At 70.1% G+C, this 13,385-nt stretch carries 16 protein-coding genes; 1 reads left to right on the top strand and 15 read right to left on the bottom strand.

The features are described from left to right. Positions 1-32 precede the first annotated feature (32 nt). Both EV378_RS23340 and murA read right to left on the bottom strand, forming a co-directional pair. Positions 33-872, bottom strand: coding sequence for a DUF1206 domain-containing protein (locus EV378_RS23340; RefSeq protein ID WP_132429584.1), 840 nt, complete (start codon positions 870-872; stop codon positions 33-35). Between the two features lie 96 nt (positions 873-968). Continuing rightward, a complete protein-coding gene (gene murA / locus EV378_RS23335; RefSeq protein ID WP_132429583.1) occupies positions 969-2,237 on the bottom strand; it encodes a UDP-N-acetylglucosamine 1-carboxyvinyltransferase in 1,269 nt (422 codons plus the stop codon). 118 nt (positions 2,238-2,355) lie between these two features. Between murA and EV378_RS23330 the strand changes: the two genes are divergently transcribed. Next, a complete protein-coding gene (locus EV378_RS23330) occupies positions 2,356-2,943 on the top strand; it encodes a cob(I)yrinic acid a,c-diamide adenosyltransferase (RefSeq protein ID WP_132429582.1) in 588 nt (195 codons plus the stop codon). 123 nt (positions 2,944-3,066) lie between these two features. On the opposite strand, the gene EV378_RS23325 is transcribed toward EV378_RS23330, so the two are convergent. The 13 genes from EV378_RS23325 to EV378_RS23265 all read right to left on the bottom strand — a co-directional run bounded on the left by EV378_RS23325 (position 3,067) and on the right by EV378_RS23265 (position 13,363). Then, positions 3,067-3,504: a DUF2550 domain-containing protein gene (locus EV378_RS23325; RefSeq protein WP_132429581.1), complete on the bottom strand. Its 438-nt coding sequence runs from the start codon at positions 3,502-3,504 to the stop codon at positions 3,067-3,069. A gap of 17 nt (positions 3,505-3,521) precedes the next feature. Next, positions 3,522-3,899 (bottom strand): F0F1 ATP synthase subunit epsilon, encoded by a 378-nt coding sequence (locus tag EV378_RS23320; protein ID WP_207908976.1) that lies wholly within the window; start codon positions 3,897-3,899, stop codon positions 3,522-3,524. Between the two features lie 12 nt (positions 3,900-3,911). After that, the gene (gene atpD / locus EV378_RS23315) at positions 3,912-5,360 is read right to left on the bottom strand and encodes a F0F1 ATP synthase subunit beta (RefSeq protein WP_132429579.1); all 1,449 of its coding nucleotides are present in this window, start codon (positions 5,358-5,360) and stop codon (positions 3,912-3,914) included. Then, the gene (locus EV378_RS23310) at positions 5,360-6,403 is read right to left on the bottom strand and encodes a F0F1 ATP synthase subunit gamma (RefSeq protein ID WP_132429578.1); all 1,044 of its coding nucleotides are present in this window, start codon (positions 6,401-6,403) and stop codon (positions 5,360-5,362) included. Before EV378_RS23310 ends, atpD begins: the two co-directional genes overlap by 1 nt. A 14-nt stretch (positions 6,404-6,417) precedes the next feature. Further along, positions 6,418-8,115, bottom strand: a complete 1,698-nt coding sequence (gene atpA / locus EV378_RS23305; protein ID WP_132429577.1) for a F0F1 ATP synthase subunit alpha — start codon at positions 8,113-8,115, stop codon at positions 6,418-6,420. Positions 8,116-8,170: 55 nt separating this feature from the next. Further along, on the bottom strand, positions 8,171-9,004 hold the full coding sequence (locus tag EV378_RS23300) for a F0F1 ATP synthase subunit delta (protein ID WP_132429576.1): 834 nt from the start codon (positions 9,002-9,004) through the stop codon (positions 8,171-8,173). Beyond that, on the bottom strand, positions 9,004-9,531 hold the full coding sequence (atpF, locus tag EV378_RS23295; protein ID WP_132429575.1) for a F0F1 ATP synthase subunit B: 528 nt from the start codon (positions 9,529-9,531) through the stop codon (positions 9,004-9,006). Before atpF ends, EV378_RS23300 begins: the two co-directional genes overlap by 1 nt. After that, positions 9,532-10,092, bottom strand: a complete 561-nt coding sequence (locus EV378_RS23290; protein WP_132429574.1) for a F0F1 ATP synthase subunit B — start codon at positions 10,090-10,092, stop codon at positions 9,532-9,534. It abuts the gene before it with no gap. Positions 10,093-10,113: 21 nt separating this feature from the next. Further along, the gene (atpE, locus tag EV378_RS23285) at positions 10,114-10,407 is read right to left on the bottom strand and encodes an ATP synthase F0 subunit C (protein WP_132429573.1); all 294 of its coding nucleotides are present in this window, start codon (positions 10,405-10,407) and stop codon (positions 10,114-10,116) included. A gap of 112 nt (positions 10,408-10,519) precedes the next feature. Continuing rightward, on the bottom strand, positions 10,520-11,248 hold the full coding sequence (gene atpB, locus EV378_RS23280; RefSeq protein ID WP_132429572.1) for a F0F1 ATP synthase subunit A: 729 nt from the start codon (positions 11,246-11,248) through the stop codon (positions 10,520-10,522). Then, positions 11,245-11,652: an ATP synthase subunit I gene (locus EV378_RS23275; RefSeq protein WP_132429571.1), complete on the bottom strand. Its 408-nt coding sequence runs from the start codon at positions 11,650-11,652 to the stop codon at positions 11,245-11,247. The genes atpB and EV378_RS23275 overlap by 4 nt, the downstream gene beginning before the upstream one ends. A 16-nt stretch (positions 11,653-11,668) precedes the next feature. Further along, positions 11,669-11,872, bottom strand: coding sequence for an AtpZ/AtpI family protein (locus EV378_RS23270; protein WP_132429570.1), 204 nt, complete (start codon positions 11,870-11,872; stop codon positions 11,669-11,671). Between the two features lie 294 nt (positions 11,873-12,166). Further along, positions 12,167-13,363 carry a glycosyltransferase family 4 protein gene (locus EV378_RS23265; RefSeq protein WP_243653731.1) on the bottom strand — a complete coding sequence of 399 codons (1,197 nt, stop codon included), beginning with the start codon at positions 13,361-13,363 and terminating at the stop codon, positions 12,167-12,169. Between the last annotated feature and the right edge of the window lie 22 nt (positions 13,364-13,385).

Raw genomic sequence — 13,385 nt, 5'->3', positions numbered from 1 at the left:
ATCGTGCCCGCCATTGCGGACGACCCCCGCCCTCAGACCACGCGGTGGTACCGCGCGTCGAAGAAGCAGAACACGCCGTAACACGCGATCCCGACGCCGACGGCGACCAGCAGGAACACGCCGAACGGCTGCTCGCGCAGCGTCTTGAGGGCCGAGTCGAGGCCGTTCGCCCTCTGCGGGTCGAACGTCAGCGCCGCGATGCCGATCAGGACGCCCAGCACGCCGACCGCGATCCCCTTGGCGATGTACCCGACCTGGCCGGTCCGTTCGTTCAGCCGCCGCGCCCGCCGGTCGGCGCCCGCGAGGTCCTGGTCCTCGGTGAACCTGGTCGTCCAGCCCACCCACACCATCACGCCGCCGCCCACGACGACGCCGACCCCGATCAGCCCGACGAGGATCTGGCCGCCCGGCAGCGCCAGCAGCCCGCCGGTGGCCTGCCCTCCGCCCCCGCCGGACGAGCGGCCCTGAACGGCCGTCGTCGCGGCCGCGACGGCCAGCGCGGCGTACACGACGGCCTGGCCCGCGCTGACCGCCTTCTTCGTGATCATGGTGGTGCGGTCCGCGTAGCCGAACCCGAAGATCGCGGACACGGTCCGCCACATCACGACGGCGACGAACCCGACCACCAGCACCCACAGGAACACGCGGCCCACCGGCTCGGACGCGATCGTGGACAGCGCGCCGTTCTGGTCGGCCTGCCCGCCGGACCCGAGCGCCACCTGCACCGCGAGGTAGCCGAGCAGCAGGTGCAGCACCCCGTTCGACGCGATCCCGAGACGGGCAGCGAGGCGGACCGGTCGGCTGCGCGCGACGTCCCGTGCGGACGAGCCGGCGGCCGCGGCCGCCTCGGACACGCTCCCGGCATCGGGCATCGACGTCTCCTCGCTGCGGCGGGAACGTCGGATCGCCCCGGGGACGGCCAGTATGGCGCCACGATCGGGCGACGGCGCGGCGACCGCACCGGAGGCTCAGCGGTCGGGCTCGCCGGCCACCCGGGAGATGTCCGCGCCGAGGTCACGCAGGTTCTCGACGAACCGCGGGTAGCCGCGGTCGATGTGCGCGACGTCCCAGACCTCCGTCGTGCCCCTGGCCCGCAGCCCGGCCAGTACGAGACCGGCTCCGGCCCGGATGTCGCTGGCCCACACCGGCGCGCTGGAGAGCTCCGACCGTCCGCGTACGACGGCGTGATGCCCGTCGGTGCGCGCGTCGGCCCCGAGCCGGATCATCTCGTCGACGAACCGGAAGCGGGCCTCGAACACGTTCTCGGTGATCATCGAGGTGCCCTCGGCCACCGCGGACAGCGCGATCGCCATCGGCTGCAGGTCGGTGGCGAACCCCGGGTAGGGCAGTGTCACGTAGTCCACGGCCTGCGGTCGCCCGTGCATGATGACCGTGAACTCCTGATCGCCGGTCACCGTCTCGGCGCCGGCCGAGCGCAGCTTGTCCAGCACGAGGTCGATGTGGTGCGGGTCGACGCCGCGGACGGTCACCTCACCGGACGTGATGACGGCGGCGAACGCCCAGGTCGCGCCCACGATCCGGTCGCCGATCACGCGGTGCGTGGTCGGCTGCAGGCCGGTGACGCCGTGCACCGTGAGCGTCGACGAGCCGACCCCCTCCAGCTTCGCGCCCATCTGCTGCAGCATCACGCAGAGATCGACGATCTCCGGCTCGCGCGCGGCGTTGTCGATGATCGTCGTGCCGTCCGCCAGCACGGCCGCCATCAGGATGTTCTCGGTGGCGCCGACACTGGGGAAGTCCAGCCAGATCTGCGCGCCGTGCAGGTCGTCGGCGCGGGCGGTGACGCTGCCGTGCTCGATGTCGGTCGTCGCACCGAGCTTGCGCAGGCCGTTCTGGTGCATGTCCAGCGGGCGGGAGCCGATCGCGTCGCCGCCCGGCAGCGGTACGACGGCGCGACGGCACCGCGCGACCAGCGGCCCGAGCACGCACACCGACGCGCGCAGGCGCGACACCGACCGGTAGTCCGCCTCCGCGCCGGGCGAGGCCGGCACGTCGATGTGCACTCCCGCGCCGTCGATCTCCACCTCGCACCCGAGGCTGCGCAGGACGTCGGCCATCAGCGGGACGTCGAGGATGTCCGGGCAGTTCGTCAGCGTCGTGCGGCCCTCGGCGAGCAGGGCGGCGGCCATCAGCTTCAGCACGCTGTTCTTGGCCCCGACGACGTCGACGGCGCCCGTCAGCCGGGCTCCGCCGCGGACGGCGAAATGCTCCACCACACCGACGACGGTAGCCACCCCGATGTCGTGGTCCGCGCCACACCCCGGCGCGTCGGGTGCCGGTACCCCGTCCGGCGCAGCACAGCACCCCGTCGACGACAACCCCTAGGCTGTCGGCGTGGCGGTACACCTGACGCGGATCTACACGAAGACCGGCGACGACGGCACGACGGCACTCGGTGACTTCAGCCGGGTACCGAAGACCGACAAGCGACTGGCCGCCTACGCCGACACCGACGAGTGCAACGCCGCGATCGGTGTCGCGGTCACCGTGGGCGGGCTCGACGAGCGCATCGCGGACCCGCTGCGCCAGATCCAGAACGACCTGTTCGACGTCGGAGCGGACCTGTGCGCACCGATCGTCCCTGATCCGGAGTACCCACCGCTGCGGGTCACGGCGGGCTACGTGGAGCGCCTCGAGGGCTGGTGCGACGAGTTCAACCCCGAGCTGCCGAAGCTGGCGTCCTTCATCCTCCCGGGCGGCACGCCGGGCGCGGCGTACCTGCACGTCGCGCGCACGGTCACCCGTCGCGCCGAGCGGTCGGTCTGGGCGCTGCTCGAGGTGGACGCGGAGCGCACGAACCCGCTCACCGCGACCTACCTGAACCGCCTGTCCGACCTGCTGTTCATCCTCGGACGCCTGGCCAACCCGGACGGCGACGTGCTGTGGCAGCCCGGCGGCCCGCACGGCGCCCCCGACGCGTGATCCCGGCCCGGCCCCGCACCCCTCCGATCCCCCTCTGTCCCCTCCGATCCCGAACGGAGTGGGGAGGGATCGGAGTGGGGAGGGTCCGGCGCGCGGGGGCAGGGGCAGGGTGAGCTGTGGGCCTCAGGACGCCCGCTGGTAGCCGCCGCGCCCGGGCGGGGTGGCCTCGACCCAGGCCATGAACCCGGTGAGCACGTCGGAGGACATCGCGAGCTCGACGTCGGCCCCGTCGACGCCGTTGCGCGCCCGCACGACCTCGACGGCCGACGGGATGGCGAAGTCCTCGGAGCGCAACGGGGGCCGACGGTCGACGATCTCCAGATCGGACCGGTCCAGCACGACCGTCGGACCGATCCGGAAGCTGGTCAGGCGGTACCAGGCGAACTCGTCACCGGAGAACCGCCCGACCCCGAAATGCCAGTCGTTGACGGCGAAACGGCGGCGCAGACACAGGTCCACGCCGCCGCCACGCATCAGCCTGACCCGCCGCACGGCGAGCCATACCAGGGGAAGTACCAGACACAGCAGCAGAACTCCGACGATGACCGCCACCAGTTCCACTGCCGCGTCCCGTTCCGCTACCGGGAGGAGGCTTCCGCGGCTTTGAGCCGCGCCTCGGCCCGCGCCTTCGCCGCCGCGCCGACGGGTTCCGAGTCGTCGGCCCGGTCGAGCGCCTGACGCGCCCGCTCGGTGTCGATCTCGTCGGACATCTCGGCGTACTCGGCCAGGATCGAGACCCGCTCCGGGGTGATCGACAGGAAGCCACCGTGCACGGCGATCGTCATCGACGACCCGTCGGTGCTGTCGATCCGGATGACCCCGGCCTCCTCCATCTGGGCCAGCGTCTGCTCGTGGCCCGGCAGCACGCCGATCTCACCGGTGGTCGTGCGGGCGAGCACGAAGCTCGCCTCGCCCGACCACAGCCGCCGCTCGACCGACACGAGGTCGACCGTCATCTCGGCCACGTGTCAGCTCTCCAGCTTCTTGCGGTTCTTGTCCAGGTCGTCGAGACCGCCGCAGAGGAAGAACGCCTGCTCCGGGACGTCGTCGAACTCGCCCTTGGCGATCTTGTCGAACGCCTCGATGGTCTCCTTCAGCGGGACCGTCGAGCCCGGCTGGCCGGTGAACTGCTCGGCGACCAGCAGGTTCTGCGACAGGAAGCGCTCGATCCGCCGTGCACGGGCGACCGTCTGACGGTCCTCCTCGGACAGCTCGTCGATACCGAGGATGGCGATGATGTCCTGCAGGTCGTTGTACTTCTGCAGGATCCGCTTGACCTCGTTCGCGACGCGGAAGTGCTCGTCGCCGACGTACTGCGGGTCCAGGATCGTCGAGGTCGACGTCAGCGGGTCCACCGCCGGGTAGATCCCCTTCTGGGAGATCGGCCGGGACAGCTCCGTGGTGGCGTCGAGGTGCGCGAACGTCGTCGCCGGGGCCGGGTCGGTGTAGTCGTCCGCGGGGACGTAGATCGCCTGCATCGAGGTGATCGAACGACCGCGGGTCGACGTGATCCGCTCCTGCAGCTCGCCCATCTCGTCGGCCAGCGTCGGCTGGTACCCCACCGCCGACGGCATCCGGCCGAGCAGCGTGGAGACCTCCTGGCCGGCCTGGGTGAACCGGAAGATGTTGTCGATGAACAGCAGCACGTCCTGCTGCTGCTCGTCGCGGAAGTACTCCGCCATGGTCAGCGCGGACAGGGCCACCCGCAGACGCGTGCCCGGCGGCTCGTCCATCTGCCCGAACACCAGCGCGGTGTTCTGCATGACGCCGGACTCGGTCATCTCCGTGATGAGGTCGTTGCCCTCACGGGTGCGCTCGCCGACGCCGGCGAACACCGAGGTGCCACCGAAGTTCTGCGCGACGCGCTGGATCATCTCCTGGATCAGCACGGTCTTGCCCACGCCCGCGCCGCCGAACAGGCCGATCTTGCCGCCGACCACGTACGGGGTCATCAGGTCGAGCACCTTGATGCCGGTCTCCAGCATCTCGGTGGAGCCCTCGAGCTGGTCGAAGCCCGGCGCCTTCTGGTGGATGGAGCGCAGGTCGCCGGTCACCTCGAGCGACGGGTCGTCCAGGCACTCGCCGAGCGCGTTGAACACGTGCCCCTTGACCTGGTCGCCGACCGGGACGGAGATCGGGCGGCCGAGGTCGCGGACCTCCTGGCCGCGCACGACGCCGTCGGTCGGCTGCATGGAGATGGCGCGGACCAGGTTGTCACCCAGGTGCTGGGCGATCTCGAGGGTCAGCTTGCGCTTGTCCCCGGTCAGCTCGACGTCCAGGTTCAGCGCGTTGTAGAGATCGGGCACCTGCCCGCGCGGGAACTCGATGTCGACGACGGGTCCCGTCACGCGGACGACGCGGCCGACCACGCCTGCCGCATCGGCCCCCGAGGCCTGGGTCTCAGCGGTTGCGGTCATCAGCTCTCACTTCCTGCACTCGCGAGAGCGTCGACGCCACCGACGATCTCGCTGATCTCCTGGGTGATCTGGGCCTGACGCGCCTGGTTGGCCTCCAGGGTCAGGGTACGGATGAGTTCGTTCGCGTTGTCGGTCGCGGCCTTCATCGCCCGCTGTCGGTTCGCCGACTCCGACGCCGCCGACTCCAGCAGCGCCGCGTAGAGGCGCGCACCGATGTACTTCGGCAGCAGCGCGTCGAACAGCGTGTCCGCGTCCGGCTCGAACTCGTACAGCGCCTGGGGGCCGTCCTGCTCGCCGGAACCGCCCGCGGACGAGCTCTGCGACGACCGCGACGAGTCCTCGCCGGAACCGTTCCCGGAGGCCCCGGCGTCGACGTCCGCGTCGGCGCTGGAGGTGACGCCGCCGGAGTACTCGACCTCCATCGGCGCCATCCGCCGTGCTTGCGGGGTCTGGGTGACCATGTTCTTGAAGCTCGTGTAGACGAGGTGGAGCTCGTCCACACCCTGGACGTCGTCGGTCCGCTCGTCCTCGGGGTCGGTGTTCTCGTCGGCCCCGGCCATGAACGCCGCGACCAGCGTGCGCGCCGCCTCGGCCGCGTTCTCGTAGGCCGGCTGCTCGGAGAACCCGGTCCAGGAGGCCTCGACCGGACGGTTGCGGAAGCGGTAGTAGCTCACGCCCTTGCGGCCGATCACGTAGACGACCGGCTCCTTGCCCTGGTCGCGGAGCAGGTTCTGCAGCTGCTCCGCCTCCTTGAGGACGTTGGCGTTGTACCCGCCGCACTGCCCGCGGTCGCTGGTGACGATGAGCACGGCCGCCCGGCGCGGCGTCTCCCGCTCGACCAGCAGCGGGTGGTCGAGCGCGGAGTTCGACGCCAGCTCCGAGAGCGTGCGGGTCATCTCCTCGGCGTACGGGCGCGCCTCGTCCACCCGGGCCCTGGCCTTCGCGATCCGCGAGGTCGCGATCAGCTCCTGGGACCGAGTGATCTTCTTGATGGACTGCGTCGACCGGATACGCCGACGCAGCACCCGGATCTGTGCCGCCATGCGTTATCCGCCCGTCAGCTCTCGGACTGCTCGGAGTCGTCGCCGGACTCGTCGTTCTTCGACTCCGGCGCCTTCCGGTTGACCTTCACCGTCTCCTGGTCGACGTCGTCCTCGTCGAGCGAGCCCTGGTCCTGCTCCTTCGGCACGACCGACGAGCCGTCGGTGGCGGTGAAGCTCTTCTTGAACTCGTCGACGGCGCGGTTCAGGCGCTCCTCGTTGTCCTCGTCGAGCTTCCCGGTCTCGACGATGGAGTCGAGCGCACCGGACTCGTTGCGGCGGATGTTGTCCAGGAACTCCGACTCGAAGCGCTGGATGTCCTCGACCGGCACCGAGTCGAGCTTGCCCTTGGTGCCCAGCCAGATCGAGACGACCTGCTCCTGCACCGGGACCGGCGCGTACTGGGCCTGCTTGAGCAGCTCGACCAGCCGCTCACCACGACCGAGTGCGGCGGCCGATGCGGCGTCCAGGTCGGAGCCGAACGCGGCGAACGCCTCCAGCTCGCGGTACTGCGACAGGTCCAGCCGCAGCGAGCCGGCGACCGTCTTCATCGCCTTCACCTGCGCGTCGCCGCCGACCCGGGAGACCGAGATACCGACGTTGATCGCCGGACGGACACCCTGGTTGAACAGGTCGGACTCCAGGAAGACCTGACCGTCGGTGATCGAGATGACGTTGGTCGGGATGTAGGCCGACACGTCGTTCGCCTTGGTTTCGATGATCGGCAGGCCGGTCATCGAGCCGGCACCGAGGTCGTCGGAGAGCTTCGCGCAGCGCTCCAGCAGCCGCGAGTGCAGGTAGAACACGTCGCCGGGGTACGCCTCGCGGCCCGGCGGGCGGCGCAGCAGCAGCGAGATCGCGCGGTAGGCCTCGGCCTGCTTGGACAGGTCGTCGAACACGATCAGGACGTGCTTGCCCTGGTACATCCAGTGCTGGCCGATGGCCGAGCCGGTGTAGGGGGCGAGCCACTTGAAGCCCGCCGGGTCGGACGCCGGGGCGGCGACGATCGTCGTGTACTCCAGCGCGCCCTTCTCCTCCAGCGACTGCCGGACAGCGGCGATCGTGGAGCCCTTCTGGCCGATCGCGACGTAGATGCAGCGGACCTGCTTCTTCTCGTCGCCGGAGTCCCAGTTCTCCTTCTGGTTGATGATCGTGTCCACGCAGACCGCGGTCTTGCCGGTCTTGCGGTCACCGATGATCAGCTGGCGCTGGCCCCGGCCGATCGGCGTCATCGCGTCGATCGCCTTGATGCCGGTCTGCAGCGGCTCGGAGACGCTCTGGCGCTGCATGACCGACGCGGCCTGCAGCTCGAGGATGCGGGTCTCCTCGGCCTCGATGTCCCCGAGGCCGTCGATCGGGTTGCCCAGCGGGTCCACGACCCGGCCGAGGTAGCCGTCGCCGACGCCGACCGACAGGATCTCGCCGGTGCGGGTGACCTGCTGGCCCTCCTCGAGCCCCGCGTAGTCGCCCAGGACGACCGCGCCGATCTCGCGCTGCTCCAGGTTCAGCGCGACGCCGCGAACGCTGCCCTCGTCGGTCTTGAACTCGAGCAGCTCGTTGGTCATGGCCGAGGGCAGGCCCTCGACGTGGGCGATGCCGTCGCCGGTGTCGGCGACGGTGCCCACCTCCTGGCGGGAGGTCTGGCTCTCCAGCGACGAGACGTAGCTGGAGATCGCACTCCGGATCTCCTCGGAGGAGATCGTCAGCTCTGTCATGGGAGTGTGTTCCTTCTGGTCGTAAGTCAGTTACGTCTCGCGCCGTCGGGCGGCGTCAGTGGGGGAGCTTGCGCTGCGCCGCGGCCAGCCGACCCGCCACGCTGCCGTCGATGAGCTCGCCGCCCACCTCGACCGCCAGCCCGCCGATCAGGCTCTCGTCCAGTTCGACCTGCAACGACATCTGCCGCCCGTACATGCGGGTGAGCGTCTCGGCGAGGCGCTGCTCCTGCTCCTGCGACAGGCCGACCGCGGTGCGCACGCGGGCTACGTAGCGGTCGCGCCGCGCAGCGGCCAGCACGGCCAGGTCGTTGGCGGCGAGATCCAGGGCGCGACCGCGCGGGGACCGCACGGCCTGCTCCAACAGCGCCCTCGTCGTGGGGCGAGCCTTGTCCGCGAGGACGGTGTCGAGCAGCTCGACCCGCTTGTCCACCGGCCCGCTCGGGTCGGTGAGCAGCGAGTTCAGCTCCGGCTCGCGATCCAGCACCCGGCCGAAACGGAACAGCTCGTCCTCGACGTCGTCGAGCTCGCCGTCGGCCTCAGCGACCCCCAGCAGCGCACGACGCGCCAGCGTCTCGAGCACGTACAGCACGTCGGACGGCCGTGACCACCGCGAGCCGACGAGGTCGGTGACCACCTCGTAGGCGGCCGGACCGATCTTGTTCTCGAACAGGGCCCTCGCGAGCCCGGTCCGGCTCTCCTCCGGCACCGTCGAGTCGGCGAGGTGGCGGAGCAGCGTGCGTTCCGACTCCAGGAGTCGCAGGACGGAGTACAGCTCGCCGCCGAGAGTCGACAGGTCCTGGGCCGAGAGCCCACCGGCGACCCGGTCGAGGGTCTCCTCGGCCGAACCCAGCGAGTCCCGGCTGGTCGACTGCAGGGACACGGCGGCCATCAGGACACCCCTCCGCCGGTCTGGGCCGGCTGCCTCGTTCCGCTGCCGGAACCGCCGAGCGCGTCCAGGTCGTCGAGGAAGCCGTCGACGCTGGCACGCTTCTGGTCCTCGTCGGACAGCGACTCGGCGATGATCCGCTTCGCGAGATCCATGGACAGCGTCCCGGTCTCGGCCCGCAGCTTCCGCACGGAGGCGTCCCGCTCGGCAACGAGTTGTTCCTCGCCGCGCTGCTTGATCCGCGCGATCTCCTGCTCGGTCTGCTCGGCCATCTCCTCGCGGATGCGCGAGGCGTCGGCGCGGGCGTCGTCGCGGATGCGCGAGGACTCCTGCTCCGCCTCGGCGACCGCGTTGTCGTGCCTGCGCTCCGCCTCGGCCAGCGCCTTCTCCGCCTCGTCGGCCTCGACGACCTGGCGACGGATCTGCTCCTGGCGGTCGTCCATCATCCGCTTCAGGATCGGCCAGACGTAGCGGTAGAGGACGAACAGGACCACGACGAAGCCGACGAGCTCGGCGATGAAGGTCGCCATCTACTCACCCCCTCCGCTCGGTGTGGACGTGGCGGACGTGCCGGACCGCTCGTCCAGCTCGGCAAGGAACCTGTCCACCGTGGACTGCCGCTGAGCGTCACCCGGCAGCGGACGGCCGACGACGCGCTCAGCGAGTTCCGACGACAGACCGCCGATGTTCCCGCGGAGCTGACGCATCGCCTCGGTGCGCTGGCCGGCGAGCTCGCGCTCGCCCTCCTCGCGCCGCCGCGCGACCTCCTGCTCGGCGGTGCCCTTCTTCTCGTCCCTGACCTTCTGCGCCTCGGCACGTGCCTCGTCGCGGATCCGGGCCGCCTCGACGCGGGCGTCGGACAGCTCGGACTGGTACCGCTCGTCCGCGTCACGCAGCTTCCGGGACGCCTTCTCCCTGTCCGTGGCCGCCTTGCGGACCATCTCGTCGCGCTCGTCCATCGCCTTCGTCAGGGGCGGGACGATGTAGCGGGCGATCACGAAGAAGAGGATGAGGAACAGCACCAACTCGACGAAGAACGTGGCGTTGGGCAGCAGGAAGTTGTTTCCCTGCGCCACTGCTTCCGTCGTCATGGTCTTCTGTCCGATCTCAGATCACTGTGCGCCGGTGACGAACACGAAGACGGCCATGAACGCCAGGTTGATGAAGTACATGCCCTCACACAGACCGATGATCAGGAACATCGTCGTGTTCAGGCGACCGGCGGCCTCGGGCTGGCGAGCCACACCCTGGATGACCGCGGAGCCGGCCAGACCGTCGCCGATGGCCGCACCGGCGGCGCCGCCGCCGAGGGCGAGACCACCGCCGACCATCGCCAGACCGAGCGTGACGCTCCCGGTCAGGCCTCCTCCGCCACCCTGGGCGAGGACCGTCTGCACTGCGCTCATGTCTCTCCTCGTTCTTTCTGTTCCGTGGCTCCGCGTCCTGGCGCGGGGTCCGGGTGGTTCCTGGGGTCGGCGACGCCGGGGAGCACCGCCGGGACGGGTCGTGCGACCCGGGTCAGTGGGCGTGCTCCTCGTCGTGCGCGTAGTCGCTGAAGTAGATGATCGTCAGCAGCGTGAAGATCAGTGCCTGGATCCCGCCGATGAACATGTCGAACAGCTTCCAGCCCGCGTTCGGCAACCAGAGGATGTAGACGGGCAGCAGCGCGATCACCGAGACCATGATCCCGCCGGCGAAGATGTTGCCGAACAGCCGCAGCGCCAGCGACAACGGGCGCGAGAAGTACAGCGTGATGATCTCGATCGGGGCGAGGAACGCGTACGGCTCCGCGATGTGCTTGACGTAGCGTCTCGGTGACTTCCGGATCGCCCAGACGTTGAGCCAGATGAACACGACGATGGTCATCGCGTACACGAGGTTCACGTCGGCGGTGGGCGGCGGCAGGACGTGTTCGGACGGCAGGGCCGCGAGCCAGTTGCAGATCAGGATGAACGCGAACGTCGTGAACGCGAAGGCGATCAGACCGGTGGGGGCCTGCAGACCCAGACCGTCCCGCACCTGGCCGCGTACCCAGCTGGTCAGCGCCTCGAAGGCCAGCTGCAGCTTCGTCGGCTTGCCCCGGGTCACGCCGTTGACCATGTAGAAGCCCAGCCCGAGCACGATCGCCATCGCGATCACGGTCGCCAGGATGGTGTCCATGTTCAACGCGATGCCGGCCACCTCGACCGTCCAGTGCTCGCCCGGGTTGATCTCCCCTTCGGCGGCGAGGACCACGGCGGTACTCATCTCTGTCGGATCTCCTTGATCAGCGGCAGCATCGAGCAGACGACCAGGACGAACTGGTACATGGCCAGCCCACCGAAGACGCCGAACCCGGACGGGCGGAACAGCAGGGCGCAGGCGAAGGCGATCGCGGTGATGATCGCGAGGCGGCCGAGGACCGACCTCACGAAGCGGGCCTTCGTCGGCTGGGTGGTCGCGAAGTTCGTGACCGAGATGACCGCGAGGATCGCGTTGGCCAGTCCGAGCGCCAGCCCGACGACGCCGAACAGCGCCCAGAGCGGGTAACCGGCGGGGATCAGCAACGCACAAGCCACGACGGCGATGACGCCCGCCGCGATCGCGGACCGGACGACGGTCCGGCGGGTGACGGGCGGGGTGTAGGGCGTACCGGACATGCCGGTCAGCACGGCCTGCTCCGCTCGCTCACATGAATCTCCTCAACAGCCTGTAGACGTGGACGGTGGCACCGACAATGCCCAGAGCGATCCCGACGAGCACGAACACGGGCGTGGTGTCCAGGACGTGATCGGCGAACAGGCCTGCGGCCAGCCCGATCGCAACGTACAGGCCGAGGGTCATGCCCATGTTGAGCAGGTCTCGCAGGCCCGGCCCGTCGCCGTCCGGCACGTCAGCCCCGGTCAGCCCGGGAAAGGGACGCTCGGGACATCGGTGGTCACATACAACTCCTCGTCGAGATGCAGACCGCCCGGTGGCTTGCCAACCGACCGCGGCAGGTCCAAGCTTGATGCCGTGCCGTGTGTCTCACCACGGCCGACGCGGCGACGCTATCACAGCGCCACCGACGTGCTTGACGTGGAGAGACAATCCTCGACGTCATGTAGAACACAGTGCTTCGTCCGGCTCCGGCCGGTTCGTCGGCCTCATCCGCGCGCGTCCGTTTCCGGCGGGTGATCACCCAGGTCAGCGACGCGGGCCGGCTCCCCCGCCGGTCGCCCGCTTCCGTGCCCGGTACGGCACGGCGGACGCGATCACGGCGACGACGACGCCGACCGCGACCACCCCGAGCACGACGGCCGGGTCGTCCACCAGGGCCAGCGCGACCGCACCGAACGAGAGCACGCCGACCCAGAGGTAGATCAGCAGGACGGCCCGCCGCTGGCTGTGCCCGATCTCCAGCAGCCGGTGGTGCAGGTGCATCTTGTCCGCGACCATCCAGCCGCTCCGGGCCCTGGTCCGCCGCACGACGGCGAGCAACAGGTCCAGCAGCGGGATCAGCAGCACGCCCGCCACGACGATCAGCGGCGCCAGCAGCGCGAGGACGTCGGTGCCGTTGGACGCGACGCTGATAGGGAGCCGGCCGGACGCGCTCGTCGTCGCCCCGGCGAGCATCACGCCGATCATCATGGAGCCGGTGTCGCCCATGAAGATCCGCGCCGGGTTGAAGTTGTGCGGGAGGAAGCCCAGGCACGCGCCGAACAGCACCATGGCCATCAGCGCCGGCGAGTACGTCCCGGGGTCGTTGCCGTTCTCCCGGATCAGGCCGATGCAGAACACGGCCGTGGCCAGCGCGGCGATCATCCCGATGCCCGCGGCGAGCCCGTCGAGGCCGTCGACGAAGTTCAGCGCGTTCACCAGCGCCACCGTCATCAGCACGGTGAGCAGCACGCCCTGCCCCTGACCGAGGATCAGCAGCGAGCCGGAGATGCCGGTGCCGCCGCCACCGAGCGGGATCCAGATGACAGCCCACTGGATGCCGTACAGCACGAGCAGCCCGCCGGCCGTCACCTGCGCGGCCAGCTTCGTGATCGCGTCCAGGTCGTAGCGGTCGTCCAGCATCCCGACGCCGACCAGCAGCCCGGTCGCGAGCAGGACGCCCAACATGTCCGTGCTGCCCTCGAAGAACGCCAGTCGCAGCGCGGGGAGCTGGGCGGCCAGGCCGATGCCGGTGAGCACGCCACCGAACATCGCCAGGCCGCCCCACCGCGCCGTCGGTGTGACGTGGACGTCCCGTCCTCTCGGCCAGGCCACGGCCCCGACCTTGAGGGCCAGCATCCGGACCGGCCCGGTCAGCAGCAGCGTCACCACCGCCGACGCGAGCGCGACGAGCAGCAGCTCCCGGATCGGGAGCCCGTAGCCGAACGAGCTCTGGGTCGGCACTGCTGTCAGGCCCGGTCGGTGC

The sequence above is a fragment of the Pseudonocardia endophytica genome, from assembly GCF_004339565.1.
Classification (GTDB): Bacteria; Actinomycetota; Actinomycetes; order Mycobacteriales; family Pseudonocardiaceae; genus Pseudonocardia; species Pseudonocardia endophytica.
Note: the sequence above shows the minus strand (reverse complement) of the source record. Positions and strands in the feature narration are given on the sequence as shown.